The organism is Mycobacterium sp. (assembly GCF_019247635.1).
Classification (GTDB): Bacteria; Actinomycetota; Actinomycetes; order Mycobacteriales; family Mycobacteriaceae; genus Mycobacterium.
Genome location: NZ_JAFBAR010000107.1, coordinates 13,202 through 39,302 on the forward strand (window position 1 = coordinate 13,202; position 26,101 = coordinate 39,302).

The 26,101-nt window shown below is 67.0% G+C and carries 22 protein-coding genes; 11 read left to right on the forward strand and 11 right to left on the reverse strand.

Translation table 11 applies throughout. The annotated features are described in order from the left end of the window. Positions 1–134 precede the first annotated feature (134 nt). The 4 genes from JO236_RS18070 to JO236_RS18085 are packed head-to-tail and all read left to right on the forward strand — an operon-like array spanning position 135 to position 4,865. Positions 135–1,697 (forward strand): SMP-30/gluconolactonase/LRE family protein, encoded by a 1,563-nt coding sequence (locus tag JO236_RS18070; protein WP_293333593.1) that lies wholly within the window; start codon positions 135–137, stop codon positions 1,695–1,697. 8 nt (positions 1,698–1,705) lie between these two features. Then, positions 1,706–2,449 carry a GntR family transcriptional regulator gene (locus tag JO236_RS18075; protein ID WP_293333457.1) on the forward strand — a complete coding sequence of 248 codons (744 nt, stop codon included), beginning with the start codon at positions 1,706–1,708 and terminating at the stop codon, positions 2,447–2,449. A gap of 21 nt (positions 2,450–2,470) precedes the next feature. After that, entirely contained in the window at positions 2,471–4,075 is a 1,605-nt protein-coding gene (locus tag JO236_RS18080; RefSeq protein WP_416362282.1) for an AMP-binding protein, read from the forward strand. A 1-nt stretch (position 4,076) separates the two neighbouring features. Then, positions 4,077–4,865, forward strand: a complete 789-nt coding sequence (locus JO236_RS18085; protein ID WP_293333460.1) for an SDR family NAD(P)-dependent oxidoreductase — start codon at positions 4,077–4,079, stop codon at positions 4,863–4,865. Here JO236_RS18085 and JO236_RS18090 read toward each other — a convergent pair. Both JO236_RS18090 and JO236_RS18095 read right to left on the reverse strand, forming a co-directional pair. Next, positions 4,847–5,317 carry an SRPBCC family protein gene (locus JO236_RS18090; RefSeq protein ID WP_293333463.1) on the reverse strand — a complete coding sequence of 157 codons (471 nt, stop codon included), beginning with the start codon at positions 5,315–5,317 and terminating at the stop codon, positions 4,847–4,849. The genes JO236_RS18085 and JO236_RS18090 overlap by 19 nt on opposite strands. A gap of 154 nt (positions 5,318–5,471) precedes the next feature. Continuing rightward, positions 5,472–6,338: a rhomboid family intramembrane serine protease gene (locus JO236_RS18095; RefSeq protein ID WP_293333466.1), complete on the reverse strand. Its 867-nt coding sequence runs from the start codon at positions 6,336–6,338 to the stop codon at positions 5,472–5,474. A gap of 46 nt (positions 6,339–6,384) precedes the next feature. Here JO236_RS18095 and JO236_RS18100 point away from each other — a divergent pair, with 46 nt between their 5' ends. The 4 genes from JO236_RS18100 to JO236_RS18115 all read left to right on the forward strand — a co-directional run bounded on the left by JO236_RS18100 (position 6,385) and on the right by JO236_RS18115 (position 12,600). After that, on the forward strand, positions 6,385–6,780 hold the full coding sequence (locus tag JO236_RS18100; protein WP_293333469.1) for a nuclear transport factor 2 family protein: 396 nt from the start codon (positions 6,385–6,387) through the stop codon (positions 6,778–6,780). Positions 6,781–6,795: 15 nt separating this feature from the next. After that, complete coding sequence (locus JO236_RS18105) at positions 6,796–7,029, forward strand: hypothetical protein (RefSeq protein WP_293333472.1); 234 nt, start codon at positions 6,796–6,798, stop codon at positions 7,027–7,029. 294 nt (positions 7,030–7,323) lie between these two features. Then, entirely contained in the window at positions 7,324–7,509 is a 186-nt protein-coding gene (locus JO236_RS18110) for a hypothetical protein (RefSeq protein ID WP_293333475.1), read from the forward strand. Positions 7,510–7,755: 246 nt separating this feature from the next. Continuing rightward, positions 7,756–12,600: a cation-translocating P-type ATPase gene (locus tag JO236_RS18115; RefSeq protein ID WP_293333478.1), complete on the forward strand. Its 4,845-nt coding sequence runs from the start codon at positions 7,756–7,758 to the stop codon at positions 12,598–12,600. Between the two features lie 276 nt (positions 12,601–12,876). Here JO236_RS18115 and JO236_RS18120 read toward each other — a convergent pair whose 3' ends face one another. From JO236_RS18120 to JO236_RS18145, 6 genes are all read right to left on the reverse strand, one after another. Continuing rightward, positions 12,877–13,638, reverse strand: coding sequence for a class I SAM-dependent methyltransferase (locus JO236_RS18120; protein WP_293333481.1), 762 nt, complete (start codon positions 13,636–13,638; stop codon positions 12,877–12,879). Positions 13,639–13,721: 83 nt separating this feature from the next. Further along, entirely contained in the window at positions 13,722–15,287 is a 1,566-nt protein-coding gene (locus tag JO236_RS18125) for an AMP-binding protein (RefSeq protein WP_293333484.1), read from the reverse strand. Beyond that, positions 15,284–16,153, reverse strand: coding sequence for an SDR family NAD(P)-dependent oxidoreductase (locus JO236_RS18130; protein ID WP_293333487.1), 870 nt, complete (start codon positions 16,151–16,153; stop codon positions 15,284–15,286). Before JO236_RS18130 ends, JO236_RS18125 begins: the two co-directional genes overlap by 4 nt. Before the next feature lie 119 nt (positions 16,154–16,272). After that, positions 16,273–17,898, reverse strand: a complete 1,626-nt coding sequence (locus JO236_RS18135) for a metallophosphoesterase (protein WP_293333599.1) — start codon at positions 17,896–17,898, stop codon at positions 16,273–16,275. Positions 17,899–17,948: 50 nt separating this feature from the next. Continuing rightward, positions 17,949–19,310 carry an aldehyde dehydrogenase family protein gene (locus tag JO236_RS18140; RefSeq protein ID WP_293333601.1) on the reverse strand — a complete coding sequence of 454 codons (1,362 nt, stop codon included), beginning with the start codon at positions 19,308–19,310 and terminating at the stop codon, positions 17,949–17,951. A gap of 20 nt (positions 19,311–19,330) precedes the next feature. Continuing rightward, positions 19,331–20,419 (reverse strand): phenazine antibiotic biosynthesis protein, encoded by a 1,089-nt coding sequence (locus tag JO236_RS18145; protein ID WP_416362284.1) that lies wholly within the window; start codon positions 20,417–20,419, stop codon positions 19,331–19,333. A 136-nt stretch (positions 20,420–20,555) separates the two neighbouring features. Here JO236_RS18145 and JO236_RS18150 point away from each other — a divergent pair, with 136 nt between their 5' ends. The 3 genes from JO236_RS18150 to JO236_RS18160 all read left to right on the forward strand — a co-directional run bounded on the left by JO236_RS18150 (position 20,556) and on the right by JO236_RS18160 (position 23,856). After that, positions 20,556–21,530, forward strand: a complete 975-nt coding sequence (locus tag JO236_RS18150; protein ID WP_293333490.1) for an amidohydrolase family protein — start codon at positions 20,556–20,558, stop codon at positions 21,528–21,530. A 110-nt stretch (positions 21,531–21,640) separates the two neighbouring features. Further along, the gene (locus tag JO236_RS18155) at positions 21,641–23,008 is read left to right on the forward strand and encodes an adenylate/guanylate cyclase domain-containing protein (protein WP_293333493.1); all 1,368 of its coding nucleotides are present in this window, start codon (positions 21,641–21,643) and stop codon (positions 23,006–23,008) included. 104 nt (positions 23,009–23,112) lie between these two features. Beyond that, a complete protein-coding gene (locus JO236_RS18160; protein WP_293333496.1) occupies positions 23,113–23,856 on the forward strand; it encodes a methyltransferase domain-containing protein in 744 nt (247 codons plus the stop codon). 28 nt (positions 23,857–23,884) lie between these two features. Here JO236_RS18160 and JO236_RS18165 read toward each other — a convergent pair whose 3' ends face one another. The 3 genes from JO236_RS18165 to JO236_RS18175 all read right to left on the reverse strand — a co-directional run bounded on the left by JO236_RS18165 (position 23,885) and on the right by JO236_RS18175 (position 26,058). Further along, entirely contained in the window at positions 23,885–24,691 is an 807-nt protein-coding gene (locus tag JO236_RS18165) for an SDR family NAD(P)-dependent oxidoreductase (RefSeq protein WP_293333499.1), read from the reverse strand. 12 nt (positions 24,692–24,703) lie between these two features. After that, a complete protein-coding gene (locus JO236_RS18170; RefSeq protein ID WP_293333502.1) occupies positions 24,704–25,177 on the reverse strand; it encodes an SRPBCC family protein in 474 nt (157 codons plus the stop codon). A gap of 107 nt (positions 25,178–25,284) precedes the next feature. Further along, complete coding sequence (locus JO236_RS18175) at positions 25,285–26,058, reverse strand: DUF2127 domain-containing protein (protein ID WP_293333505.1); 774 nt, start codon at positions 26,056–26,058, stop codon at positions 25,285–25,287. Positions 26,059–26,101: the final 43 nt, after the last annotated feature.

Here is a 26,101-nt window from a genome sequence, read left to right on the forward strand (position 1 = left end):
TCTCTCACCTAGCCCAGCACGTCAAGCACGGTTCCAAGTTTTCGTCGTAGCTATTGTCTGGACCAGAGAGTCATTGCTATCGTCCAGCGGTGATCGCCGGATTCTCCCAGCAGCAGGGTCGCCACCCCGCCGGGCTGGCGCCCAGCGTCGACCAGGACTGGACCTTGACGCGGCTCGTGCCGCCGAGTCGGCTCTTCGGTGCCAACGGTCTGCGGACGGGACCGGACGGCCGGGTCTACATCGCACAGGTGACCGGCAGCCAGATCAGCGCGCTTGACCTCGACTCCGGCCAACTGGACACCATCAGCGCGAAGGGCGGCGAGATCATCGCGCCCGACGACGTGGCCTTCGACGCAGCTGGCAACCTCTACGCCACCGAGGTGATGGACGGCCGGGTCAGCGTGCGTGATACCGCGGGCCGCACCCGGGTGCTTCGCGACGATATCCCGTCGGCCAATGGCATCACCTTTCACCAGGGCCGCTTATTCATCGGCGAATGCCGCGACGGCGGACGCCTGCTGGAACTGGACCTGGCCGGGGGTGCCCCGCGGGTATTGGCCGAGAACGTGCCTTTGCCCAACGCCATGGAAGTCGGCCCTGACGGTTTGCTGTATTTCCCGGTGATGGGGGCCAACGAGATCTGGCGTATCGACCCCGACGGCGGTGCCCCCGAGCGGGTGGCCGCTGATCTGGGCGTCCCCGACGCGGTGAAGTTCGACTCGCACGGCCACCTCGTGTCGACCCAGGCGCACAGCGGTCAGGTGCTGCGTATCGATCCACGCAGTGGGGAGCGCACCGTGTTGGCGACGCTGAATCCCGGGCTGGACAACCTGACCTTCGTGGGTGAGCGGTTGTTCGTCTCGAACTTCGCCGGCGAGATCACCGAAATCCTCGGCGGCGGCGAGAACCGGACGGTGCTGGCGGGCGGGTTGAACTGGCCGCTGGATCTGGCCGTCGGCGCTGACGGTCGCCTCTACATCGCGGACGGAACGTACTTCTACACGTTGTGCGACAACGGCACCCTGACGACCGCCGGAATGCTTTTCTCCCCTGGGTATCCGGGCTTTCTGCGCGGCGTCACACCCGTCGGGCCGGGCGAGTTCGTCGTCACCACCTCAAACGGTGAGGTTGCGCGCTACCGACCGGCCGATGCCGAAAGCGAGGTGCTGGCAAAGGGTTTCGACCAACTCTACGGCGTGGCGGTGGCTCCGGACGGCGCGGTAGTGGTCGCCGAACTCGGCACGGGCAGGGTATTGGCGATCAGGTCCGGTTCGGTCGAGGTGCTGGCGTCGGGCCTAGACGAGCCGGTGGGCGTGGCGATCGCCCCCGACGGGACGTGCCTGGTCTCGGAGGCCGGGCGGGTGGTCAGGCTGGACGGCACCGGCCCGCTGCTGGACGGACTGCAGCGACCGCAGGGCATCGTCGTGCTCGACGGCTGGGTCTATGTCGTCGACGCCGGCGCCAAAGAGCTGATCGCGGTGGAGTTGGACGGTAATGGCCCGGGGGCGCCACACACCATAGCGTCCGACCTGCCGGTGGGCGCACCACCCGGCGTGATCCCCAAACCCCTGCGGGGAATGCCCCCGTTCTCCGGGCCGCAAGGTCCCTTTGCCGGCATCACCGCCGGACCGGACGGCACGCTCTACATTTCGGCGGATGCGGACGGCAGCGTGCTCGCGTTGCGCAGGAGAACCTGAGGGTGGCGATGTCGGAAGCCAGGCTGGTCGAGCATCGCTATCTCCAGGTCGCCCGCACTCTACGCAAAGAGATAGTCGACGGCGTCTACCCGGTGGGGTCGCAGCTGCCGACCGAGCACGAGTTGTCCGAGCGATTCGCGGTGAGCCGCTACACCATTCGTGAGGCATTGCGCCGCCTGCGGGAAGACAACCTGGTGTCGTCACGCCCGAGAACCGGGACCCTGGTGGTACCGCGCCCGCCGGCTGACTCCTACGTCCAGCACGTCATGTCGATCAACGACCTGATGGCGTTTGCCCGCGGCGCGCGATTCGCGATCGAATCCATCACCATGGTCACCGTCGACAACGAACTGGCTTCGCGGACCGGGCTAAGCCGTGGTGAGCAGTGGCTGGCCGTGCGGGGCTTCCGGCAGGACAAGGATGTCGAGCGCGCGACGCTGTGCCGCACGGAGTACTACATCAACCGCGCGTTCGCGGCCGTCGGAAGGCTGCTGCAACGCCACGAGGGACCCATCTTCCCCCTGATCGAAGACCTGTTCGGGCTGAGTATCGTTGAGGTTCATCAGGAAATCACGGCAGTACTCATTTCCCCCGCTCTGGCGGACGGGCTCAACGTCGATCCCGGCACACCGGGCCTACAGGTGCGACGCACCTACACGACATCTGACGGACGGGTCGCCCAGGTCACCATCAATACCCATCCCGCGTCGCGCTTCCGTCACTCGATGACGATGCGCCGCATGAAAGGCTAACCAGCGTAAGAACTTGAGCCGATGAAAACCATGCCTGATCGAAAACTCAAAGCCGGGCGATGGGTCCGTTGGGATGACGAACGCGCCGCCGATGCCTACGCGCGCGGCCTGTGGGTCCGCACCACCCTGGCGGATGCGCTGCGCGACGCCGCGCAGCTCACGCCGCAGCGCGTCGCGGTGATCGACGGTGACCGTCGGCTGGATTGCCAGACCCTTTACCGGGAGGCGACGACGCTGGCGCACGCATTGCACGAGCGCATCCCCCCGGGCAGCGTGGTGTCGTTCATGCTGCCCAACTGGCACGAGGCCGTGGTGATCTACTTGGGCTCGACGCTGGCGGGCATGGTGGCCAACCCCATCCTGCCGTCGATGCGCGACCGTGAATTGCGTTTCATCCTCGAAGACGCCGATAGCCGGATGATCTTCGTCCCATCAACTTTCGGTCGTCATGACTACGCAGCCATGCTGAATCGGGTCGCCGCACGGCTGGAGTCGCCGCCGGAAGTCGTTGTCGTGCGCGGGGATCCGGGTTCGGACCGGATCCCGTTTGCGTCGCTGCTTGCGGACCAGGCTGGATCGCGGCGGCTGCCGGCATTGGATCCTGACGCGGTGCGGATGATCCTCTATACCTCCGGTACCACCGGTCGTCCGAAAGGCGTTCTACACACCCATAATTCGTTGCACGCCTTGATCCGTCAGATGCGAGACCACTGGAAGGTGGGTCCGGGCGACAGCACCTTGGTCGCATCGCCGATCGCGCACATCGGCGGTTCCATCTACGCATTCGAAACCCCGCTGCTGCTAGGTACCACCGCCATCCTGATGGAGCGTTGGAACGCCGACGAAGCGGTGCAACGCATGCGTGACGAACGTTGCACCTACATGGCCGGAGCAACGCCGTTTCTGGAGCAACTGCTCGGCGCGGCACAGCGCGCAGACACTCGACTCCCCGATCTCAGGCTGTTCATCTGTGGTGGTGCCTCCGTCTCGCCGCCGTTGATCCGCAGGGCAGCAGCGTATTTAGCCTCCGCGGTGGTCACCCGCGTTTACGGCTCGACAGAAGTGCCGGTCACCACCGTCGGAGCGCCCGAACACCCCGACCGCGCCGCCGACACCGACGGGCGCCTCGGAGTCGTTGACGTCAAGCTCGTCGCCGGGGAAATCTACGCCCGTGGCCCGCAGATGCTGGTCGGCTACCAGCATCCTGAGGATGAAGCCGAGTCGTTCGACGCGGAGGGATATTTCCGCACCGGGGATCTCGCACGCTGGGTCGACGACGAATATCTCGTCGTCACCGGGCGGGCCAAGGAGATCATCATCCGCAACGGTGAAAACATCTCACCCAAGGAGGTCGAGGACGTCCTGGCCGGCCATCCCGACATCGCCGAGATCGCGATCATCGGCCTGCCCGACGACCGCACCGGCGAGCGGGCATGCGCGGTCGTCGTACCCTCCGGGGAGGCCGGCCCGGACGTGACCAGCCTGGGCAACTTCCTCGCCGAGGCCGGCGTCGCCCGATTCAAAGCGCCGGAGCAAGTGGTTATCTGGGATGTCCTGCCAAAGAACGACGCGGGAAAAATACTGAAGCACCGAATCAAGGCGACACTGATGGAAGCAGGCTCCTGACATGAAGGTAGCGATTGTAACGGGAGCGACCGGTGGGATCGGGTTCGGCTGCGCGACAAAGCTTGCCGAGATGGGCATCGCGGTGCTGGCGACGGGCCGCGACGAAGGCAAGCTCGCCGAGTTGACGCAGGCCGTCAACGACCCAGACCGACTGGCCAGCTATCCCGTTGATCTCACCGACGACGACGCACCCCGGCAGATCGTGCATGCTGCCAATGACCGATGGGGTCGAATCGACTTGCTGGTCAACGCCGCCGGCGTGGGCAGCCCCAAGCCGCTGCACGAGACGGACGACGAAGCCCTGGACCACTTCCTGCGTTTGATGCTGCGTGCGCCATTCCGGCTGATGCGCGAGGTGCTGCCACATCTGGGACCGGGCTCGGCGATCATCAACATCACCTCGACCTTCGCTGTGGTGGGCGGCCTCCGCGGCGGGGCCTACTCGGCGGCCAAGGGCGGGCTCACGGCACTGACCACACACATCGCCTGCCAGTACGGAGCACAGGGCATCCGCTGCAATGCCGTCGCTCCCGGGGTCATTCAGACGGCGATGACCGAACAGCGCCTACAGGATCGGCGGTTCAGGCGGATCAACACCGAGATGACGCCGCATCAACGGTTGGGCACGGTCGACGACGTCGCCAGCACCGTGGCGTTCCTATGTTCGCCGGGAGCCGCCTTCATCAACGGGCAGACGATAGTCGTCGACGGTGGGTGGAGCTCCACGAAGTACCTTTCGGAGTTCGCGCTGAGCTCGGAATGGACTCCCGTTCAACGTGATTCGAAGTGACGCCGGATGCCGGCCAGCATCTCGATGTGTGCCTTGACACCCTCGCGGACGGTGAACGGAGCCAGCGGCCGCGGCGCCGCGAACCGGATCCGCTCGGTGACCCGGGTGCCGCCGTCGATCGGCGCGAAGCTCACAGTCCCGCGCAGCCGCACACCCGGGCTCTGATCCGCCTCGGTGTGCACCCGCAAATCCGGGTTTCGCAGCCGGACATCCAGCCGAGCGCGATAGGCGATCTTTATGGTGAACGGCCCCAACGAAATTCGATCCACCACTCGATAGCTCTGGCAGTAACCCTCCGGGGTATCGGTGCGCGATAGCACCTGCACGGACACGATGAGCGGATGCACGATTCTGATGTTGTCCAGGTCGACGTAGAAGTCGCGGACCTCGTCGGGCGGCCCGGGCACCTCTTCGGAAACCGTGCGCTCGGCGTGGGCGATCCACCAACTCATAGGGAAAACCTAGCGGCGCCCACGCGGCTCCTGCGCGGCGCAGGCGCGGCGCAGGCGGCGCAGGCGCGGCCAGGCGCGGCTCCTGCGCGAGCAGACGTGAAAGCACCGTTTTCGTGTCGAAAACGGTGCTTTCACGTCTGCTCGCGGTAGGGAGTCAGCCACCGAATCTCGCCAGGAGAGCGGCTGTGCGCCACCAAATCAACCCCGCGAACGCGACCATGACGATGATCGTCGTGGCGGCCTGGACCAGGTCTCGACGTTCGCGCGGCGCATACACGTAAGCCGCGGCGACCAGTACGCCCGTTACCAACCCGCCGACGTGCCCCTGCCAGCTGATCTGCTGCGAGCTCACCGCGGGCACCACAAAACTGAAGACCAGGTTGACCACGATGACGGCGCCGGCCCAGCGGACGTCGAGTGCGAGACGTTTGGCCACGACGAAGGTCGCACCGAAGAGGCCGAACACCGCACCCGAAGCGCCGGCCGTCGCCGTGTTGAGCGGGGATATCAAGTAGACCAGCACCGATCCGCCCAGCCCGCTCAACGCGTACAGCGCGCCGAACCGCAGCCGACCCAGCCACATTTCGAGTGGCGGTCCCACGACGTAGAGCGCCCACATGTTCAGCAGCAGGTGCGGCGCGCCGTAGTGCATGAACGCCGAGGTCACCAAGCGATAGAGCTGGCCGTCCGCAACAGCGGGCGGCCACAGGGCAAGCTGCTGGCGCATTTCCACCGACGTCAGCTCCGCGACGAACGCCAGCACGTTGATCGCGATCAGGGCATAGGTGACCAGCGGAGTGCCGGACCGCTCGCGCCCGCCGAATTGCGTCCGCGGCTGGCGAATGGTGCGCGAACCCGCATCGACGCAGTCCACGCACTGGTGGCCAACGGCGGCACTGCGCATGCAGTCCCCGCAGATGGGCCGCTCACACCGGGTGCATCGGACGTAGGTCTGGCGACCGGGATGCCGGTAACACGTCGGCGCCGCCGCCGCGGACTGCTGTGCGCTGGGGCCGGTCATCGCACCATTCTTGCCTCAATCCGTCGTGGGTGGTTGAACTAGGCGTATGAGCAACGGAGTGATCGAGCGTTACCTGTCGTGCCTGGCCGTACACGACTGGGACGGCTTGGCAGCCACGATCGCGGATGAGGGCTTGGTCCGGGAGGGTCCGTTCTGTGAGGTCGTCGAAGGCAAGGAACCTTACATCGCATACTTGGGCAAGGTCCTCAATCGGCTGCGGGGTCATCGGCTGGAGGTGCACCGGATCTCGCACGTGAACGACAGGTTGTGCTTCGTCGAGCTGACCGAGTCTTTCGAAATTGGCGGTGCCCCAGTCGAGTGGCCGGAATGCATCCTGTTCGAACAGCGCGATGGCCTGATCGCGCGGGTCAGCGTGTTCTTCAAGCAGCGGGTGGAAAATGGCGACCCAAGCGCGCGGCTATTCCCTCCCTCGACGAGTTGACCTACTGTGTCTTGGGTGGAGTCACACGGAAACCCCGAATTAGTGCCCGTCGAAAAATTGCACGCAGGCGACCCGGTCACCGATATCAACGGTGGCGGTCAGCGCTACATCGTTCTCGAGTCAAAAGCCCTGGGCGACAGCTGCGTCGTCCTCGAGCTGGAATCTCGGGTTGACCACCAGTTGCAGGTAATCGAGAAGTCCTTCCCGGCCGGCTATCACTTCTGCAGGGCGCACCACCGATATTTGTAGGGCGGAGTTACCTATCTGATTATTGCGACGCGTCGCCGATCAATGGCTGCCGCGGAATCCAGTTTTGTTTCCGTGAACTATTTCTCCACAACACCATCCGCGTTTGAGCCCAGCGGGCCATTGGTCTTGTCCGGCCATGGTCTTGTCCGGCTTTGAGCATCAACTCAGCGACTCAGCCTGTGACGCCCGGTCCGGCGTCGCGTGTCGCTCGTCAGTCGCTAAGAGACGGGCATATCGGCACACCCCTAACTCCCTGTGACAGCAAGGAATTCGGCGAAACGCGCCCAATCGGACATGGCCGCGCTCACCGAGCTGCTGCAAGCGGATATCAGGCTCGAAATGCCTCCGCTGCCAATGTGGTTCACCGGCAAAGACACCGTCCTGCGCTTCCTGGCGACGCACGCGTTCACCGAGCCCGGCGACGTCGTGATGCTCCCGACGGCCGCAAACGACCAACCCGTCGCACTGCCGACGGTGTGATGCACGCCCATTCGATACATGTCCTTACGGTCGGCGTCGGCGGGATAGCCGCGATGACCGTGTTTCTCGATCCCGGCTATTCGCTTCATTCGGTTGCCGCCACGCCGGTAGCGTCTCTGCCTGCGGGACGCCTATCCCGCACGGTGTCTCCCGTGGACCCACATCGACCGCATACACAACTCCCATGTGGACAGGTGCGGGGGACGCCGGGAGTATTGAGCAGAGATGCAGCTGAAGGGTGACTGAGTGAAGATCCCGGGTCTTTCCGGCGTAGTGGGCAGTGTGGCCGGTGGCGTGACCGGTGGAGCGGTACAGGCGTTACGGATCGGGGTCAACAGCGCCGCCGGCGCTGTCGGTGTGGTGCAGACCCTGGCCAGCCCGATGGCCGAGCTGGTCGGACCGGTGATGCAATCGGCGGTCCAGTCGACCAGCAAGGTGCTCGGGACGGGAGTGAACGGCTCCGCCGACCATGTCGCGCCGCCGGTTCGATGGGAGAGCGGGCAGCGGGTGCACCTGGACCTGGATCCGCTGCTGCCGTTCCCCAGCTGGCACGAGCATGCGGCCGTGGTCGAGGAGCCGGTGCGCAGAATTCCCGGCGTGGCCAAAGCCCATGTGGAGGGCTCGTTGGGCCGGCTGGTGGTCGAGATCGACAGCGACCTCGAAGATGGCCGGGACCAGGACGCCGTCCTGGACGAGGTTCGCGACGTGGTCGTCGCCGTAGCCGCCGACTTGGACACGTCAGGGTCGCAGTCGGCGCCGCGTTCTGCGCCATTCGCTGACCCCGGCAACCCGCTGGCGATCCTGGTGCCGCTCACCGCCGCTGCGCTGGATGTCGTCGCGCTGAGTGCCTCCGTTGCCGGGTGGGCCATCCGGCTGCCGGCCGCGCCGAAAACCACCCAGGCCGCGGCCGCGCTCATCAATCATCAACCGCGCATGGTCGCGATCCTGGAGTCGCGGCTGGGCCGGGTGGGCACCGACATTGCGCTCAGCGCCACCACCGCGGCGGCGAACGGCCTGACCCAATCCGTCGGCACACCGTTGCTCGATTTGATGCAACGCAGTTTGCAGCTCTCCGAGGCGACGGCCCACCGGCAGCGCTGGCGCGACAGAGAATCCGAGCTCGCCTCCCCCAACCGCCCGCAGGCCCCCGTGGTCCCCGTCATCTCGTCGGCCGGGGTCAAGTCGCAGGAGCCGCGACACAGCTGGGCGGCAGCGGCGGCCGGGGAGGCATCGCACGTCGTGGTCGGCGGGGCCATCGACGCGGCGATCGACACCGAGAAAGGGTCCATCGCCGGGCCGGTCGAGGAGTACGTCAACCAGGCGGCCAACGGTTCATTGATCGCGGCGGCGAGCGCGCTGGTGGCCGGTGGTGGCACCGAGGACGCCGCCGGTGCCGTCCTGGCCGGCGTGCCGAGAGCCGCGCACATGGGCCGGCAGGCGTTCGCGTCGGTGCTGGGTCGCGGCCTGGCCAACGCCGGACAGATGGTCCTGGACCCGGGCGCGCTGCGTCGTCTGGATCGGGTGCGGGTGGTCGTGATCGACGGCGCCGCGCTGCGGGGCGATCACCGCGCGGTCCTGCAGGTGCAGGGAGACGCGCCCGGCTGGGACGACGACCGGGTCTACGAAGTCGTCGACGCACTGCTGCACAGTGAGCAACCGCCCGACCCCGATCCCGACGAGTTGCCCGCCACCGGCGCCCGCCTGAGATGGGTGCCGTCGCAGGGGCCGTCGGCCACACCCGCCCAGGGCCGTGAACGCGCCGAGCTGATCGTCGACGGCGAATGTGTCGGCAGCGTCGACGTCGGTTGGGAGGTCGACCCCTACGCGATCCCGCTGTTCCAGACCGCGCACCGCACCGGGGCCAGGGTGGTGCTGCGGCACGTGGCCGGCACCGAAGACCTGGCCGCCAGCGTGGGGGCGACGCATCCGCCTGGCACGCCGCTGCTGAACCTGGTGCGTGAGTTGCGGACCGACCGCGGGCCGGTGTTGCTGATCACCGCGCTGCACCGGGACTTCGCGTCGACCGACACGCTGGCCGCGCTGGCGATCGCCGACGTGGGGGTGGCCCTGGACGATCCACGTGCGGCCACTCCGTGGACCGCCGACATCATCACCGGCACCGACCTGGCGGACGCGGTGCGGATCTTGTCGGCACTGCCCGTCGCCCGTTCGGCCAGCGAATCGGGAGTGCGCTTGGCCCAGGGTGGCACTACGCTGGCCGGACTGCTGCTGGTCACCGGCGAAGAGGACCGGACCGCAAACCCCGCCAGTTTTCGTCGCTGGCTCAATCCGGTCAACGCGGCCGCCGCGACGGCCCTGGCGTCGGGAACGTTCTCGGCCGTCAGGGTGCTAAGGCTGCCCGACCCCACCCCGCAGCCGCTGACGGCCTGGCATGCGTTGGATCCCGAGATCGTGTACTCGCGGCTGGCCGGTGGCAAGCGACCGCTGGCCGTGGAAACCGAAGCGTCTTGGCGGCGCCGACTCGACGACCTGTCGTACAGCCCGGGGTTGGCCCCGCTGCGCAGACCGCTGGCCACCCTGGGCCACCTGGCGATCGCGACCCGGGCCGAGCTCGCCGATCCGCTCACTCCCATCCTGGCCGTCGGGGCGGCGGCATCGGCGATCGTGGGCAGCAACGTGGACGCCCTTCTGGTCGCCGGCGTGATGACCGTCAACGCGATAACCGGTGGGGCGCAACGGTTGCGGGCCGAGGCGGCGGCCGCCGAGTTGTTCGCCGAGCAGGACCAGATGGTGCGCCGCGTCGTCGTCCCCGCGGTGGCGACCACACGGCGCCGGCTGGAAGCGGCCCAGCACGCCACCCGCACGGCCACGGTGTCCGCCAAGTCCCTGCGGCCGGGCGACGTCATCGACCTGGCCGCACCGGAGGTGGTGCCGGCGGACGCCCGCCTGTTGGTAGCTGAGGACCTGGAGGTCGACGAATCCTTCCTCACCGGTGAATCGCTGCCGGTGGACAAGCAAGTCGAGCCCGTCGCCGTCAACGACCCCGACCGGGCCAGCATGCTGTTCGAGGGCAGCACCATCGTCGCGGGACACGCCCGGGCAATCGTCGTGGCCACCGGGGTGGGCACCGCTGCACAGCGCGCGATCTCTGCGGTCGCCGACGTCGAAACGTCGGCCGGTGTGCAGGCCAGGTTGCGGGAGCTGACCAGCAAGGTGCTCCCACTGACACTTGCCGGCGGCGCGGCCGTGAGCGGGTTGGCGTTGCTGCGCCGGGCCTCGTTGCGCCAGGCAGTTGCCGACGGCGTCGCCATAGCGGTGGCGGCTGTGCCGGAAGGCCTGCCGCTGGTGGCCACGCTGTCCCAACTCGCCGCAGCCCAGCGCCTGACATCGCGCGGCGTGCTGGTTCGGGCCCCGCGTACCGTCGAGGCCTTGGGCCGTGTCGACACCGTGTGCTTCGACAAGACCGGCACACTGACCGAAAACAGGCTCCGAGTGGTGTGCGCCGTGCCGCGAACTGCGAGGCCGGGAGATCCCTTCCCCGACGCCTCCAATCCGCAGTTCGCCCGGGTGTTGCGCGCCGCCGCGCGCGCATCCACACAACCCCAAGAGGGACAGGGCCACGCCCATGCCACCGACGAAGCCATTGTCACGGGCGCGCAGACGCTTGGCGGCCAAGACGATTCGGAATGGACGGTCCTCGCGGAGGTGCCGTTCGAGTCCAGTCGTGGCTTCGCCGCCGCCATCGGCACACTGAGCAACGACTCGAACGGCCCACTGCTGATCTTGAAGGGCGCTCCTGAGGTCGTCCTGCCGCGCTGCCGCTTCGCCGACCCGGACGCCGACCAAGAGCACGCGGAGTCGCTGGTGCACAGCCTGGCCGAGCAGGGCCTGCGTGTGCTCGCGGTGGCGCAACGAGCCTGGGAACGCGAGACCGCCGACGATGACGACACCGATGCCGACGCCGTCGACGCCGCCGCACAAGATCTCGAGCTGATCGGCTACGTCGGCTTGGCCGATACCGCACGGCCATCGTCGCGGCCGTTGATCGAAGCGCTGGTGGATGCCGACCGCAACGTCGTGCTGATCACCGGCGACCACCCCGTCACCGCGCGCGCGATCGCTCGCCAGCTGGGCCTGCCTTCGGATGCGCGGGTGGTGACCGGCGCCGAACTCGCCGGCCTCGACGAGGACGCATGCGCCAAATTGGTCGCCGATGTGCAGGTCTTCGCGCGCGTCAGCCCCGAGCAGAAGGTGCAAATCGTGGGCGCCCTGCAGCGGTGCGGGCGCGTGACGGCGATGGTCGGTGACGGTGCCAACGACGCCGCCGCCATTCGGATGGCTGACGTGGGCATCGGGGTGAGCGGGCGCGGTTCGTCGGCCGCCCGCGGGGCCGCCGACATCGTCCTGACCGACGACGACCTGAGCGCCCTGCTCGACGCGCTGGTCGAGGGCCGCAGCATGTGGGCGGGCGTTCGTGACGCGGTGACCATCCTGGTCGGCGGCAACGTGGGTGAAGTCCTCTTCACCATCATCGGCACCGCGTTGGGTTCCGGGCGGGCACCGGTGGGAACCCGTCAGCTGCTGTTGGTGAACCTGCTGACCGATATGTTCCCGGCGCTCGCCGTCGCGGTCACCTCGCAATACGAGGAGCCCGACGAGTACCAATCCGACGAGGAGGCCGACGAGGCGCGCCGCGCACACCAGCGCGAGGTCTTGACCGGGCCCACCCCTTCGCTCGACGCGCCGCTGATGCGCCAGATCGTCACCCGCGGCGTCGTCACGGCGGCCGGCGCGACGACGGCCTGGGCGATCGGGCGCTACACGCCGGGAACCGAACGTCGCACGGCGACAATGGGATTGACCGCGTTGGTGACGACGCAGCTGGCCCAAACGCTGTTGACGCGCCGGCACAGCCCACTGGTGGTGGCCACGGCACTGGGCAGCGCAGGCGTCCTGGTCGCCATCATCCAAACCCCGGTCGTCAGCAACTTTTTCGGGTGCACGCCGCTGGGGCCCGTCGCCTGGACCGGCGTGGCCGGTGCCACGGCCGGCGCCACCGTCGTCTCGGTGCTGGCGCCCAACTGGTTGTCCAAGACCGTGGGCATCGTGGCTCCCGACGGATCAGAGTAGGCGGTTTGTTCGGTGCGTAGTGCCATCCCCGCCGCCGCCCGGGGCCATCGCAGAGTGCCGTGCTCACGGGCACCCAGGTTCACACATCGCTACCTCTAGCCACATCCACAACACTGGCCTGTGTCGGAGGCACCACCCGATGTGCCCGGCTCTGAGCGACAACATCATTCGCGGCACGGCGCCACCAAAACTGTCGCGCAGAGCCGGGCACATCGGGTGACGAATGGCGCAAAGACACATGTGACAGTTGTGCCAAGTGACGTGCCGCCCGAGAAGCTAAATTGAGCCACGTGGGGGCGGTGTCGCCACCACCGCCAGCGCGTTGCCTCCGATGGTGACGCCCGCGTCTCCGATTCGTTCGGCGAGCCTGGCGCGCAGCTCGGCAGCGGCCTCGCTGGGCAGGGTGAGATAGCTGGAATAGGTGAACAGCAGCTCCAACCATTGCTCGCGTGCGAGTTGCAGCGTCTGGGGATATTCGTGCTGGGAGACTTCGAAGCCGGCTGATCGCAGAGTGTTCAGCACCGCATGCGGATCATGTTTGCGCGCAACCGAATCCGCGTTCAGGTAGTCGCGGTAGATCTCACTGAGATCTTCGTGGGACGGCCGGGTGGGACGAAGCCGGTTCCACAACAGGGCGAGTCGACCGTCGTCGGCGAGGATGCCCGCCACTTTGGGCAACGCCACGGACGGGTCCACCCAATGAAACGATGCCGCGAACACCACCAGGTCGAACCGCCTTCCGGCGGGATCCCAACGTTCGAATGTCGCGATCTCCGTGGGAATCGTCTTGCCGCGCGCGATGGTGGCCATCCGCTCGTCGGGTTCGACGGCGAGCACCTGGACGCCACGTTCGGCGAGCTGTTTCGACGCGATCCCTGTTCCGGCACCCACATCCAGGCAGGTCCGAACGCCCGGTCCGATCAGGTCGTCCATCAACGCATCCGGGTAACGCGGGCGGTTAGCGTCGTAACGTTGTGCGGCGGAGCCAAACGAATTCGCCCGCTCGCGATTGGTGAACAAGTCAGTTCGAGGTGGCATAGGCCCGACCGTAGCGGCCGGACCTGTGATCGGCCTGTGGCGATCGCAAGCGCGGCGGAGCCGGGCGCAGCGGGTTGGTGCCCTTACACCGACAGCTCTCTGCGCAACACCTTGCCCGCGGGATTGCGCGGAATGCTGGCGACGATGTGCACGTCCCTGGGCTGTTCGAAGCGAGAGACCTTGCCCTTCAAATACTCTCGTATCGCCGCAGCATCGATGCGGCTCTGCGGTCGCAGCACGACGAACGCGGCAAGGCGTCGGCCGAACTGCTGATCGGCGACGCCCACAACCGCGTTCTCGGCGATATCGGGGTGTTCGGCCAGCGCATTCTCCAAAGCGCGCGGGTACACGTTCTCGCCGCCGGAGACGATCATGTCGTCTTCGCGGCCGACGATGTACAGCCGACCCCAATTATCGAGATAGCCCATGTCCCCGGTGCTGATCATGCGGTCGATGACAGCTTTGCCGCCGCCACCCGTGTAGGCTTCCGCGCCCAGTCCGCCGCCGACGAAGACACGACCGGTCACCCGCGGTCCCACGCGCCGCCCGCTGCGGTCGTAGATGCGCACCGGGCACCCCGCAACCGGTTTGCCCACGGTCTCCGGGGCGTTCCTCAGCTCGGCCGGTGTTGCCAGCGAACCGATTCCGACCTCGGTGGAGCCGTAAAGGTTGTAGAGCACATCGCCGTACTCGTCCATGAATCGGCGCGCCAGGCTGGGATCCAGCCGATCGCCGCTGGAGATCACCACCTGCAGCGAAGGCATCGGATTTCGTGTCCGCACCCGCTGCGGCAGGTCCAGAAGCCGGGCCAGCATGATCGGCACGACGCTCATCGCGTCGGCGCGCTGCAACGACGCCTGCGCGAGCATGGCCTCGGCATCGAAGCGACGGCGCGTCAGCATCGTGGCGCCAAGGCTCACGGCGAGCATCATGATGCCGAACCCCAGGCCGTGAAACATCGGCGTCGCCAAGGCGATTCGGGATCCGACGCGAAGCCGGGTGCGTTCCAGGATGGTTACCCCGACGCCGAGTCCGGAGCTGATCCGCGGCGTGCGCGGCACACCCTTGGGAACGCCGGTCGTGCCCGACGTCAGAAGCACGATTCGGCCCGAGCCTGCGACCTTGGGCCGCGAATCACCTTGTCGCGCTTGGACTCCCGCCGGGACCAGCACCGTGATCGACTCGTCCGCGTCGCGTACCTGCGCCGCAAACTCGTCGTCGCACAACATCACCCGGATCCGGTGTCCACTAAGCGCACCCGCCAGGGAGGCGGTCCGAAACTCCGTGTTCACCAACACGATATCGGCCCCGACCAAGCCTGTCGCGAACACCGCCGCGACGAAATCGCGCCCATTGCGGCACATGATCCCGACCGGCTGCCCCGGCGCCACGCCGGCGCGGCAGAGTTCGCGGGCAACGGATTCCGTCTTCGTCTGCAGCTCGGAGTAGCTGAGCGCACCGTCGTCGTCGATCATCGCGGTCCGGTCCGGCCATCGAGCTGCCGAAATGGCAAGCAGGGCATATATGTTCGGGCCCCCGCGGAGCACCTCGCGGGCCAGGCGCGCGGCCGCGGCCGGAGTCGGCGGACCGAGCAATCCTGAACGCAGCACCGCCCGAGCCGCCGTGCCGGCCACGCCGTCGGTCATCAAGAACCCTTCCCGGAGTCGGCGAAAAAGCGACGGTGCCACAGGCGAGCGGCCTGGTCAGCGGGTCCCGCCAGCAGCACCGACGCCAGCTCTGCCGGCCTCACCCAGGGCGGCTCGTTGGTCCGGGGTCGGTCGATGATCGCTTTCGCGATCGCGTCGGCCGCCTGATCGGGCGTCAGGCCCGGCAGCCTGGTCAACATCGGCGTGGGTTCGATCATCCGGGTGCGCACCAGGGCGAAATAGACCGACGTGACGTCCACGCCGTCGCCGTGCAGCTCCGGCGCCACGCTGCGCAGCCACCGGTCGAACGCCCCCTTGGACGCCTGATAGGCGCCCCACTGCGGACCCGGCGCGACGCGCACGCCGACACTGGAGACGTTGACGATGTGGCCGCCGCCACTCTCCCGCATGGCCGGCAGCAGGCCCAGCAGCAGCCAGATCGGCCCCAGGTAGTTGATGTCGATGGTGCGTTGGAAGTCGTGCGGCCGGTCGTACTGGTGATGCAGCGACCGGCGCAACGACTTACCGGCATTGCTTACCACGATGTCCAGCGGGCCGTGGTGCTCGGTGATCTGCTTGGTGAGGACGTTGACCGCGGCCTCGTCGGTCAGGTCGGCCGGGTAGGCGCTCGCCTGCCCGCCGCCCGCGTTGATCGAGGCGGCAAGGTCGTCGAGCCGTTCCGCCGATCGGGCAACGACCAGCACCGTCGCCCCTGCCGCGGCCAGTTTGCGGGCACTCGCCTCGCCGATTCCGTACGACGCGCCGGTCACCAGCACTGTTTTGCCTGCGACCGCACTGCGCAGCTTGTCCGGATCCGACTCCTGCGCCGGGTTGGCCAGTCGGTTGATGGCGTGTGCTATCGGGTTCACTTCCACTGCCGGTTGTCGAGGGGTTCGCCGAGGGTGCGGCTCTGGCTTTACCGAACCACTCGACTCGTAATATCCAAGCAGACCATATCGCCCTGCGGGCCGCGCAACCGGCTGAGTGCTCAAGTACGTACGGGCCGTCGGTAGGTGACCTTGTCGAATTCCCGTCCGTATTCGTCGACACCGACGACGTCCATCTCGCTGACGAAGTACCCGGGCCGCACGTCGACGCGAATGAAGGCGTAGTTGCGAAACCGCACCCGCGACCAGCCCACGGCCTCGCTGTCTTTGTCACCATGAGCGTTCCATACGTAGCTGTTGGGCACGAAGGTGTCCGGGACTTCGTTACCGCGGTAGCTCTCCCCCTCGCCGGTCTGAAAGTTGTATCGCGGCCGACCTGCCGATCCGACCGTGTAATAGACAGTGCCGTCGGTTTCGGGGTAGACGACCGCATTGTCGGCGGCCACGCGGGTGGGCGTTCCGGCACGGATGGGGTCGGTGCGCTCGAAGAGATGATTGTGGCCTTGGAGCACCACGTCGACCTGGTAGCGATCGAACAACCCGCACCACGCCGCGCGTAAACCACCATCGCTGGCGTGCTCCTTGGTCGTGGAGTAGGCGCAGTGATGGAAGAAGCAGACAATGAAGTCGATGTCAGGCTGGCCGCGGTAGAAGGCCAATGTCCGTTCCACCCAAGCGTTTTGGTCTCCATGCGAATAACCGGTGTTGGCGGTTATCTCGTAACTGACGTCGTTGGCGTCCAGGGAGAGCACCGCGACGTTACCGTAGCCGAACGAGTAGACCGACGGGCACCCGCTCGGGCCGTTGCCGGGGAAGTCCAGCCGCGCCAGGTGGCCGCCGTAACCATGGGTGGGGTAGGCCGCCTCCATGTCGTGGTTGCCGGTGGCGAACATCCACGGGGTGGTCGACGCGCTGGCTTCTATCGAGTTCAGATACACGTCCCACACGTACGGATTGAACTTGTCGAAGCCGGTCTGGGGCTTGGCCGCCGAGGGATCGAACACGCCCGGCTCGCCCCCGCCGGACGCGTCAGCGTAGGCGATATCACCGGCCAGCACGTGAAAGTCGGGGCGGGAGGCGATGATCTGGCTCAACACGTTGGCGGCGTGCGGAGTGGCGGGATCGTTGTCGGTTTTGTAATACGTGTCGTCGTAGACGCCGCGCGGAAGTCCGGGCGGTAATGCCGGCGTGTCATCGGTGCCCTGGTCGCCCATCATCGTAAACCTGAACGGGGCCAGAGTCTTTCGTCCGGTCGGCATGGCAGTCGCTGCGGAGCTCACGTCGCCGGTGTAGCCGTCGGAGGTGCGCCACCGATAGAAGAGCGGCGCGCGTCCAGTCAATCCGTCCACCGGTACATGGGCGTAGAACTGTTCGGCGGCCAACACCCCGCCGCGGCTGTCGGGAATCTGGGTCAACAGGTCACGGATCTCGGCCTGTGCCGTCGCGCCCAGCGCCGCCGTGGGACCGTAATCGGCAAAGACCTTGACGCCCCCGGGATTTCGGGAGAGCTGCGCGGCGAGGCGCAGCTGGCTGGCGGCGTCGCCGCCGTAGCCGACCCGGCGATTCGCCACCACCAGCGGCGCATCCTGCGCGTAGGCACGCGAGCCGAACGGCGACAGACCCACGGTTGCCGCCGCCACTGCTGATCCTTGCAGGAACGCGCGTCTGGACACCCGATGCCGACGCAGGTATGCCCGATGCCATTCGTACTGCTCGGCCATCGTCATGCCGGCTACGGCGTGCGACGGAATACCGGTATCGGGGAAGTCGGAGCACACTATCTGATGAAGCCCTTGTTGCGCATCAGCACGTCGGCCAAAAATCCGTCGTGCGGAATTTGTGCCGTCGCGTAGTACGTCGGATAGCGACCGAAGTAGACGTTGGTGATCGTCGGTTCGGCGAGCAGGCGGTCGATCAGTTGCTCGTCGCCGGTGATTGCATTGACCACCAACGAATGTCGCAACGGCCCAACACCCGAATCCCTCGACCACGGCGACACCCACACGCATGGAAACGGCAGCTCGATGTTGATCTTCTCGGTGTCACGCTCGCCCGTGACGTGCACGGCCGGGCGCAGTGCTGCGCGGCCGTCGCCCAGGTCGGCCACCACCTGATCGGCCCCGAGGAATGCCGTCGCGCCGCCGGCCCTTTCCGACAGGTACGCCGCCGTTGCGGTGGCCTGGCCGATGGAAAGGGTGGGCAGAATCGCCCGCTCGTCCTCGGCAGGTAGCGGCTCAATCGTCTTCAGCCGCTCGGCGATTGCGGTGGCCAGCGGGAGAGGATCGCCCTCGTAGAGCACCGCGGTGGCGTTGACGCACGCCACCCCACCCAGGCCGGCGATCGAATCGACGATGAGGTCGAGGTGGTCGCGCCAATCCCGATCCGCGGTGATCAGAATCTTCGCGCGCCCCGGCCCGTTCACCGTCACGGTGGGAACGTTGGCGTACTTGTCCACGACGTCCTGACCCCCGTACGCCAAAACGAGGTCGGCGCAACGGATTAGCTCGTCGGCCCCGCCGTGGTCGGTGGGCAGGTACACCGCGTCCTCGGCGCGGAAACCGGCCTGACGCAAGGCATTCACCAGCCGATGGGCTGTCAGGGGTTCGCGGCGCGACGGCCGGACCGCCACCCGGTAGCCGAGCGCGAGCGCCTGCGGCCACAGGCCGTGCACCCCGGGGCCGTTTCCGGCGGCGTGTACCGCAAACACCTCCCCACGCCGCGTCCACACCGCCGTACCGGTGCGGGTGCGCTCGTCGCGCCAATCCATCGCCGCACCCGTCGGCAGTGCCGGGGCCACGGCGTCGAACGCCGAGGCGACGCCCTGCGCCACACCGCGCGCCCCATTCCTGGTCACCGCGATTGGCAGTCCCGAAATCTGGCTGGACAGACCGACATACGCCTCGAAGTCCAATCCGGCGATGACGGCGGTCTCGAAGACATCGGCCGCATCGGCCAGCGCCGCTTCGCGCCGTGCGACGGGCAGCGGGGCGATCTTGCGCTGTGCCGAGACGGTGCGCGAAACATACAGCGGCGGAACCAAACTCAGCTCTGCGACCGGAACACCAGCAGCGTTTTTGACAATCTCGCGGTTACGGGTCCGGTATTCGCCGGTGGGGCCGAGCGCGTCGATGCACATCAAGTCGGCGGTCAGCGCCATGTCTAGTACACGCCTTCGATGACGGCCTCACCCTCAAAGGTTTGCACCGGCCGCACCGCACTGACCGAATCGCTGAGTTCTCCCGCAGGCCCGGGCATCCGGATGGCCCGGTCGCGTTCCAGATTGTTGGGGATGAACATGCCCTTGCTGATGTGGTTCATCACCAACTGGCCGAGCTCTCCGTACGGCACCTGCTCACCGGTATCCGGATCGACTACCCAGAACACGACATACGGTGTGCGCGGATCGAAGACGAACGAGTCCTCGACCGTCCGGGTGACCGCCTGAGAAAGAACCATGGTGCTGCCGAAGGCCATGGTGATCGTCGTGGCCGGGAAAATCTCGCGCAACAGGTCGAGGGTGTCGGCGTCCATATGCGCGCCACTGAGCAACAGGTAGCGGACCTTGCTGTTCACCAGGTCCACGAGGTCGTCATTGCGAGCGATCGCCTCCAGCAGCGGCGGGGTGGTGTGCAAGTTCGCGACGTCCTGTGTCCGCAGCACGTAGACGGCCTGCTCGAGGACGTGGTCGAGGTAGCACGCGACTTCCGTGGCGGCACCGCGGGCGGCGAGTTTTTTGACCCAGCGGGGGTCGATGTCAATCGAATGGAACGCCGACCCGAGCCGTTCGGAGACCAAGCGTGAAAAGTAGCCGACGCCGTGCGGCCCGCTCGGCATGAGACACAGGAAACCCCGGCCCCCCACAAAGCCGCCCGACGTGAAGTCCTCGGTCTGCCACTGGACGACCTGTGCAATCCAATCCGGCATCTGCACAGTCCGTTTCGGGTCGCCGGTGGTGCCGCCGGATTCGAATATCTGCGGCACCGGCGGTGGGGTTCCATATCCGCGGGGGATGAGGTCGTCGACCGGCGCGTTGCGTAGCTCGTTGACCAGATTGGGAAACAGGCGCAGATCCGTGCAGGTCTTGACCTCGGTCAGCGGGTCGAAGTCGAGCGTCGCGGCGGCGCGCAACCAGAACGGTGATCCGGTGTCCGCACCGAAGTGCCAGGCGATCGCGGCACGCAGGTAGGCGTCCGCGTCGTCAACGGGCGCCGTCCTCGGGACCTCCAGCAGCGAAAAGTCCGCCTCCACACCCACGATCCTGTCGTACGACGGACCCGTTGAACAATCGGCTTCAGTGAGAAGCCTTCCCGGGTTTGCGCGTTGTTCTTCGGTTACCGTCGAATTTGACGTAGTTGGCACGCCCGACCCGCAATGAGGAAGGCCCATGCGGTACATCGCCTTGGAGGAAGCGTTTTCCATTCCCGCGTTAGCCGGGCTGACGTCGGCGCATCAAAGCCTGATGCAATTGGTCAAGCCCGAATGTGCGCAGCGGTACGAAACTCGACTCGCCGATTTCGCGGGCGAGCGGCTGGCCGAGATGGATGACGCCGGCATCGACGTCCAGGTGTTGTCCCTCACGTCCCCGGGTGTGCAGGTCGACGTCGGCGCCGAGCAGGCTCGTGACAGCGCGCGGTTCGCCAATGACTACCTCGCGGATGTCATCGGTCAACATCCCGGTCGCTTCCGCGGGTTTGCCGCCTTGCCCATGCAGGACCCGGCCGAGGCAGCTGCCGAGCTGGAGCGCGCCGTGACCCAGCACGGGTTTTGCGGTGCTCTGGTGAACGACTGCCTGAGCGGACCGGGCGGTCGCTACCTGGACGCGCCCGAATACGACGAGGTGTGGTCGGCGGTGGAATCCCTTGCCGTGCCGCTGTATTTGCATCCCGGAGCACCGCCGGCCGACCGGTGGCGAGTCCTCGACGGCCGTCCGGAGCTGTACGGAGCGACGTGGAGCTGGGCCGCCGAAGTCAGCGGCCATGCGCTGCGGGTGCTGTTCGCCGGGGTGTTCGACCGGCATCCCAGCGCGACGATGATCCTGGGCCACATGGGCGAGTTTCTGCCGTTTCAGCGCAGCCGCATCGACTCCAGGTACTCGACGCTCGCGACGCCCACGTCCCTTGCGCGCGCACCCTCGGCCTATCTCGGCACCAACATCGTCTTCACCAACAGCGGGGTGTTCTCACCGGCGGTCATGCTCGGCGCGGTGCTGGAAGTCGGCGCCGACGCGCTGATGTTCTCCGTCGACTACCCCTACGAGTCCTCGCGGGAGGCGGTCGACGGATTCGAGCGGACGACGCTCAGTGCCACCGATCGGAACAAGATCGCCCACGGGAACGCCGAACGGCTGCTGCGGATTTAGTGGCCGTTGACTCTGCGCTGACGGCGTGGCCCACTCGAACAATCTCACCCAGAGCGCAGAATCAAATCGTTGGCCAGCCCGCTGTCAGACCCCTGGTCTAGCCTGGATCCGTGGTGCTGGCTCCGCGGACCCGATACGCCAGTTGCGGCGAGACCGACATCGCCTATCAAGTGTTTGGCGATGGCCCGACCGACCTCGTCCTGCTGCCCGGGCCGTCAATCCCCATCGACACCATCGACGCCGAGCCCTCGATGTACCGGTTCCACCGACGGCTGGCGTCCTTCGCCCGAGTGATCCGGCTCGACCAGCGCGGGATGGGCCTGTCGTCGCGCGTTTCCTCAGCCGACATGCTCGGCCCGAAGTTGTGGGCTAAAGACGTCATCGCGGTCATGAATGCGATCGACTGTGAGCGGGCGACCATTGTGGCCCCGGGATTCACCTCGATGACCGGGATGGTTCTCGCCGCTGACTACCCCGAGCGCGTGAGCAGCCTGGTCATTATCAACGGCGCGGCCCGCACACTGTATGCCCCGGACTACCCGATGGGCGCCACGGTCGAGACCACCGACCCCTTTACCACGGTCGCCATCGACCCCGACGCTGTCGACCAGGGCTTCGACATGCTCGGCATCATTGCTCCCAGCGTCGCCCATGACGCCGCGTTCCGCGCCTGGTGGGACATGGCCGGCAACCGCGCCGCCTCGCCGAGCATGGCCGTCGCGATGATCAAGACCATCCGGCAAGCCGACGTGCGCGACAGCCTGCCGCGCATCACCGCGCCGACGCTGATCCTGCATCGCGTCGACTCGGGCTTCACGCCGGTCGCGCACGGTCATTATCTCGGTGAGCACATCGCCGGATCGCGCTACGTCGAACTCCCGGGCCGCGACACGCTGTACTGGGTCGGCAACACCGCGCCGATGATCGACGAGATCGAAGAGTTCATCACCGGGATGCGCGGCGGTTCGGACACCGAGCGCCTGCTCACCACGATCGTGTTCACCGACATCGTCGGCTCGACCGAGCGGGCCGCCCTGCTGGGCGACGGGCGGTGGCGTGACCTGCTGGACAACCATGACACGGTCGTGCGCCACGAACTGCAGCGATTCGGGGGACGCGAGGTCAACACCGCCGGCGACGGGTTTGTCGCGACGTTCAGCAGCCCCAGTGCCGCGCTGGCCTGCGCTGACGAAATCGTCGACGCGGTAAGGGTGCTCGGCATCGAAGTCCGGGTCGGTATTCACGCGGGCGAGGTGGAGGTGCGCGGCGCTGACGTCGCGGGCATGGCCGTCCACATCGGAGCGCGGGTGGCCGCGCAGGCGGGCGCGGGCGAGGTGCTGGTGTCTTCGACCGTGCGCGACATCGTCACCGGATCGTGGCATCGGTTCGCCGAGCATGGCGAAACCGCACTCAAGGGCGTGCCCGGCCGCTGGCGGCTCTACGCGCTGGTCCCAGAGCGTGCGCCCGTCCGACGGTAACCAGCCCCGTTGAACGGGGCGTACGCTGCCAGCAGGGGGCGGTTCGCTTTTCGCGCATCGAAGATAATCGCCTGCACAGCTTGGTAATTGAGCGAAGGAAACCCATGACCGAAGCGAACGCCGCGTTGCCTTTGGCGCTGCAACGAGCGCTGCACCTGCTCGCGGACCCGCCGGCGAAACCTGACGTCAGCAAGGGCTATCTCGATCTGTTAGGCGATGGACCCGCCGACGACGCCGTGCCGAAAAACACCGGTCCGATCCAGGCGGCGTGGGCGTCGCCGATCGGCTCGATGCTCTACGACACCGCCCAAACCATCGCACGCAGGCTGTTGGCCGCATGGCAACAACCCACCGACTGGTTGAACATCCCATCCGGGGGAATCGCGCTCGACGTCGGCTCCGGACCGGGCAACGTCACCGCGTCGCTGGCGCGTGCCGCGGGCCCGGATGGACTTGCTCTGGGGGTGGACATCTCACTGCCGATGTTGGCCCGCGCGGTGCGCGCTCAGGCCGGGCCGCAGGTGGCCTTCCTGCGGGCCGATGCTCAACGACTCCCGTTGCGGGACAACACCGTTGATGCGGTGACCTCGCTAGCCGTGCTGCAGCTGGTCCCGGACCCCGCCGCCGCGCTGGCCGAGATGGGTCGGGTGCTGCGGCCGGGCGGCCGGCTGGCCGTGATGGTCCCGTCGGTCGGGGCCGCGGCCCGGTTGTGGCAGAAATTGCCGAACGTGGGGGCTCACGTCTTCACCGAGGACGAGATCGCCGACATCCTGGAAGACAACGGTTTTGCCAGCGTGCGTACCAAGAACCTGGGCACTATCCAGTGGATCCGCGCCAAGCGCGGCTAGCCCGGCAAAGGTACTTGGCGGAGCACCCCTACCCGCGCTTCATAGCAGGGTGATTGCGGCTCAGCAGCGGCAACATCAGCTCGGGCGGCGCGACCCGGAAGAACGCCGAAGCGACCCGGTTGACCCGCCCGGGTACTACGACCGCCTTACCGGCGGCCAGACCGTCGATCCCGGCCTGCGCCACCTGATCCGCGGGAAGCCACATGACCCGCGGCAACGCCGCGTCGGCCTCCTCTTTGGTGAACCCGGCAGCGTCGCTGAAGCCGGTGTCCACCGGACCCGGGCACAGCGCCGTCACGCTGACCCCGGTGCCACGAAGTTCCCCGCGCAGGCTGTGGGTGTAGGACAACACGAACGCCTTGGCGGCACCGTACGCCGCTTGACCCGGCAGCGGGCCGAACGCGGCGATCGAGGCCACGTTGAGCACCGCGCCCCGATGGCGGTCGACCATCCCCGGCAGGAACCTGCTACACAGGTCGACAACGGCGGCCACATCAACCTCGACGAGGTTGAGTTCTTGCTCTGGAACCGATTTCGCGACGAGCCCAAGCGTGGAAAGGCCGGCGTTGTTGATCAGGATGTCCGGGGTCAGGCCGAGCTCGGCGATGCGATCGAGCAGGCCCGCCCGGGCGGTGCGGTCGGACAGGTCGGCGGGTAACGGATGAGCCTGGGCTCCCAGCCGTCCGGCGATCTCGTCGAGGCGGTCGGCGCTGCGGGCCACTAGGACAACCTGGTAGCCGCGCCGGGCAAGGATCTGCGCGAATTCTTCGCCGATGCCGGACGAGGCACCGGTGACGACGGCAGCTCGGTCGTTCGCGGGAGAGGGAAGGGGCATGAGTTGACCGTACTAGCCCTGGCTGTCCGCCTCGGACGCCTGTGCTAGCCCGGCCAGCCGATCCATCGAGGCGCGCAGCATCTCGGCCGTCGTCGCGCGAGCCCGAGCCAACCGGGTGGAGTCGGTCAGCGCGGTCCAGTCGTAGGTGTGGGTCACCGTGGTCAGTGTGGGGTTCACCGGCGAGAGCTCCCAGCGCCACAGATGGCCGGGCGGCTGTTTCCGGGGTTCGGCTGGGCGCCAGGCAATTTTGCTGCCTTCGATGAACTCCACCACGTGGTTCTCCCGCACATCGCCGTTGGTCAACGTCGTTTTGAAAATGTCGCCGACCCCCCGCACGCGCTGCCCCGGGGCGGCGGAGGCGAGGTTGCCGTTGCCGTCCCAGCTGGGTTGCCGGGACGGGTCGGCGATCAGTTCGAAAATTCTGTCCGCACGCGCCGAGATCACGCGGGTGGCGCTCACGATGCGGTCGGGTTCCGTGTCAGCCATGTCCCAATCCAAACATGCCCATCTCGAGGGTGGGATCGTGGTGGGAGCTCAGCGGCAGGACCGCCAGGGGCCGGTCCAGACAGCGGTCCCTGAAACCTCCCAGCCCCTCAGGCGTCCGTCATGGCGGCGCGTTCCACGTCGAGAAGTTGCTCACCGTGCCGCTCCGCGTCGTACGCCTTACGGCCGCCGCGCAGGCCGAACAACCGTTTGGATATCAGCAGATAGACCACCGCGGCGATGTTGATACTGAAGGTCACCAAGCGGGTCATCGTGATGCCCTTGAGCAGGTCGTGGATCTCCAGCGGCAGAAATACCGACGTGGCGATGACGGCGAAATATTCGCCCCAGCGCTTCAGCAGCCACAGGCCGACGCCTTCGACCACCTCCAGCAGCGCATAGCCCGCGAGCATCAGAGTTATCAGGGTAAGCGTGGCCGGCTTGGTGGCCAGCGCCTTTTCCAGTTCGTGTATCGCGGTCATCTGGTCGACCTTGAAGCCGGCGGCGCGGAAGATCGGCAGGTCGCGGTCCAGGGTGGCCTGGATGGCCCCGCGCGCACCACGAAACTTCCACACCGCCCACGCGGCCAGTCCGATCACCACAGCCCGCACCAACCGTTCGGCACCGAGCGCTCGGACGATGATGGACTGGCGTAAAGCCTTGCCGCGCAAGATCATCGGCGCATCCTCGGCGGCGCCTCGACCGTGCGGGGCGCCCAGGGTGAATTCGCCGCAACGAAGGCAACGCCACACTTCACCTAGCCCGGTTTCGCCGCTCAACCGCCCGGCGAGCGCCTTGTCATCCGGCGCGTAGGTGACGTGTCCTCCGAGCGCGCAACTAACGAGCTCCCACCGGTTGATGCCGCGATTTTCGCGCTTGGCCACCTTGCGATCATTCAACGCGGGCAGCAAATCACGCAAGGCGACA

Excerpts from the sequence above, each read along its gene's own strand:
- JO236_RS18075 (WP_293333457.1), top strand. The coding sequence starts at position 1,706 with ATGTCGGAAGCCAGGCTGGTCGAGCATCGCTATCTCCAGGTCGCCCGC.
- JO236_RS18080 (WP_416362282.1), top strand. The coding sequence starts at position 2,471 with ATGAAAACCATGCCTGATCGAAAACTCAAAGCCGGGCGATGGGTCCGT.
- JO236_RS18085 (WP_293333460.1), top strand. The coding sequence starts at position 4,077 with ATGAAGGTAGCGATTGTAACGGGAGCGACCGGTGGGATCGGGTTCGGC.
- JO236_RS18090 (WP_293333463.1), bottom strand. The coding sequence starts at position 5,317 with ATGAGTTGGTGGATCGCCCACGCCGAGCGCACGGTTTCCGAAGAGGTG.
- JO236_RS18095 (WP_293333466.1), bottom strand. The coding sequence starts at position 6,338 with ATGACCGGCCCCAGCGCACAGCAGTCCGCGGCGGCGGCGCCGACGTGT.
- JO236_RS18100 (WP_293333469.1), top strand. The coding sequence starts at position 6,385 with ATGAGCAACGGAGTGATCGAGCGTTACCTGTCGTGCCTGGCCGTACAC.
- JO236_RS18110 (WP_293333475.1), top strand. The coding sequence starts at position 7,324 with ATGGCCGCGCTCACCGAGCTGCTGCAAGCGGATATCAGGCTCGAAATG.
- JO236_RS18120 (WP_293333481.1), bottom strand. The coding sequence starts at position 13,638 with ATGCCACCTCGAACTGACTTGTTCACCAATCGCGAGCGGGCGAATTCG.
- JO236_RS18135 (WP_293333599.1), bottom strand. The coding sequence starts at position 17,898 with ATGACGATGGCCGAGCAGTACGAATGGCATCGGGCATACCTGCGTCGG.
- JO236_RS18150 (WP_293333490.1), top strand. The coding sequence starts at position 20,556 with ATGCGGTACATCGCCTTGGAGGAAGCGTTTTCCATTCCCGCGTTAGCC.
- JO236_RS18160 (WP_293333496.1), top strand. The coding sequence starts at position 23,113 with ATGACCGAAGCGAACGCCGCGTTGCCTTTGGCGCTGCAACGAGCGCTG.
- JO236_RS18165 (WP_293333499.1), bottom strand. The coding sequence starts at position 24,691 with ATGCCCCTTCCCTCTCCCGCGAACGACCGAGCTGCCGTCGTCACCGGT.
- JO236_RS18170 (WP_293333502.1), bottom strand. The coding sequence starts at position 25,177 with ATGGCTGACACGGAACCCGACCGCATCGTGAGCGCCACCCGCGTGATC.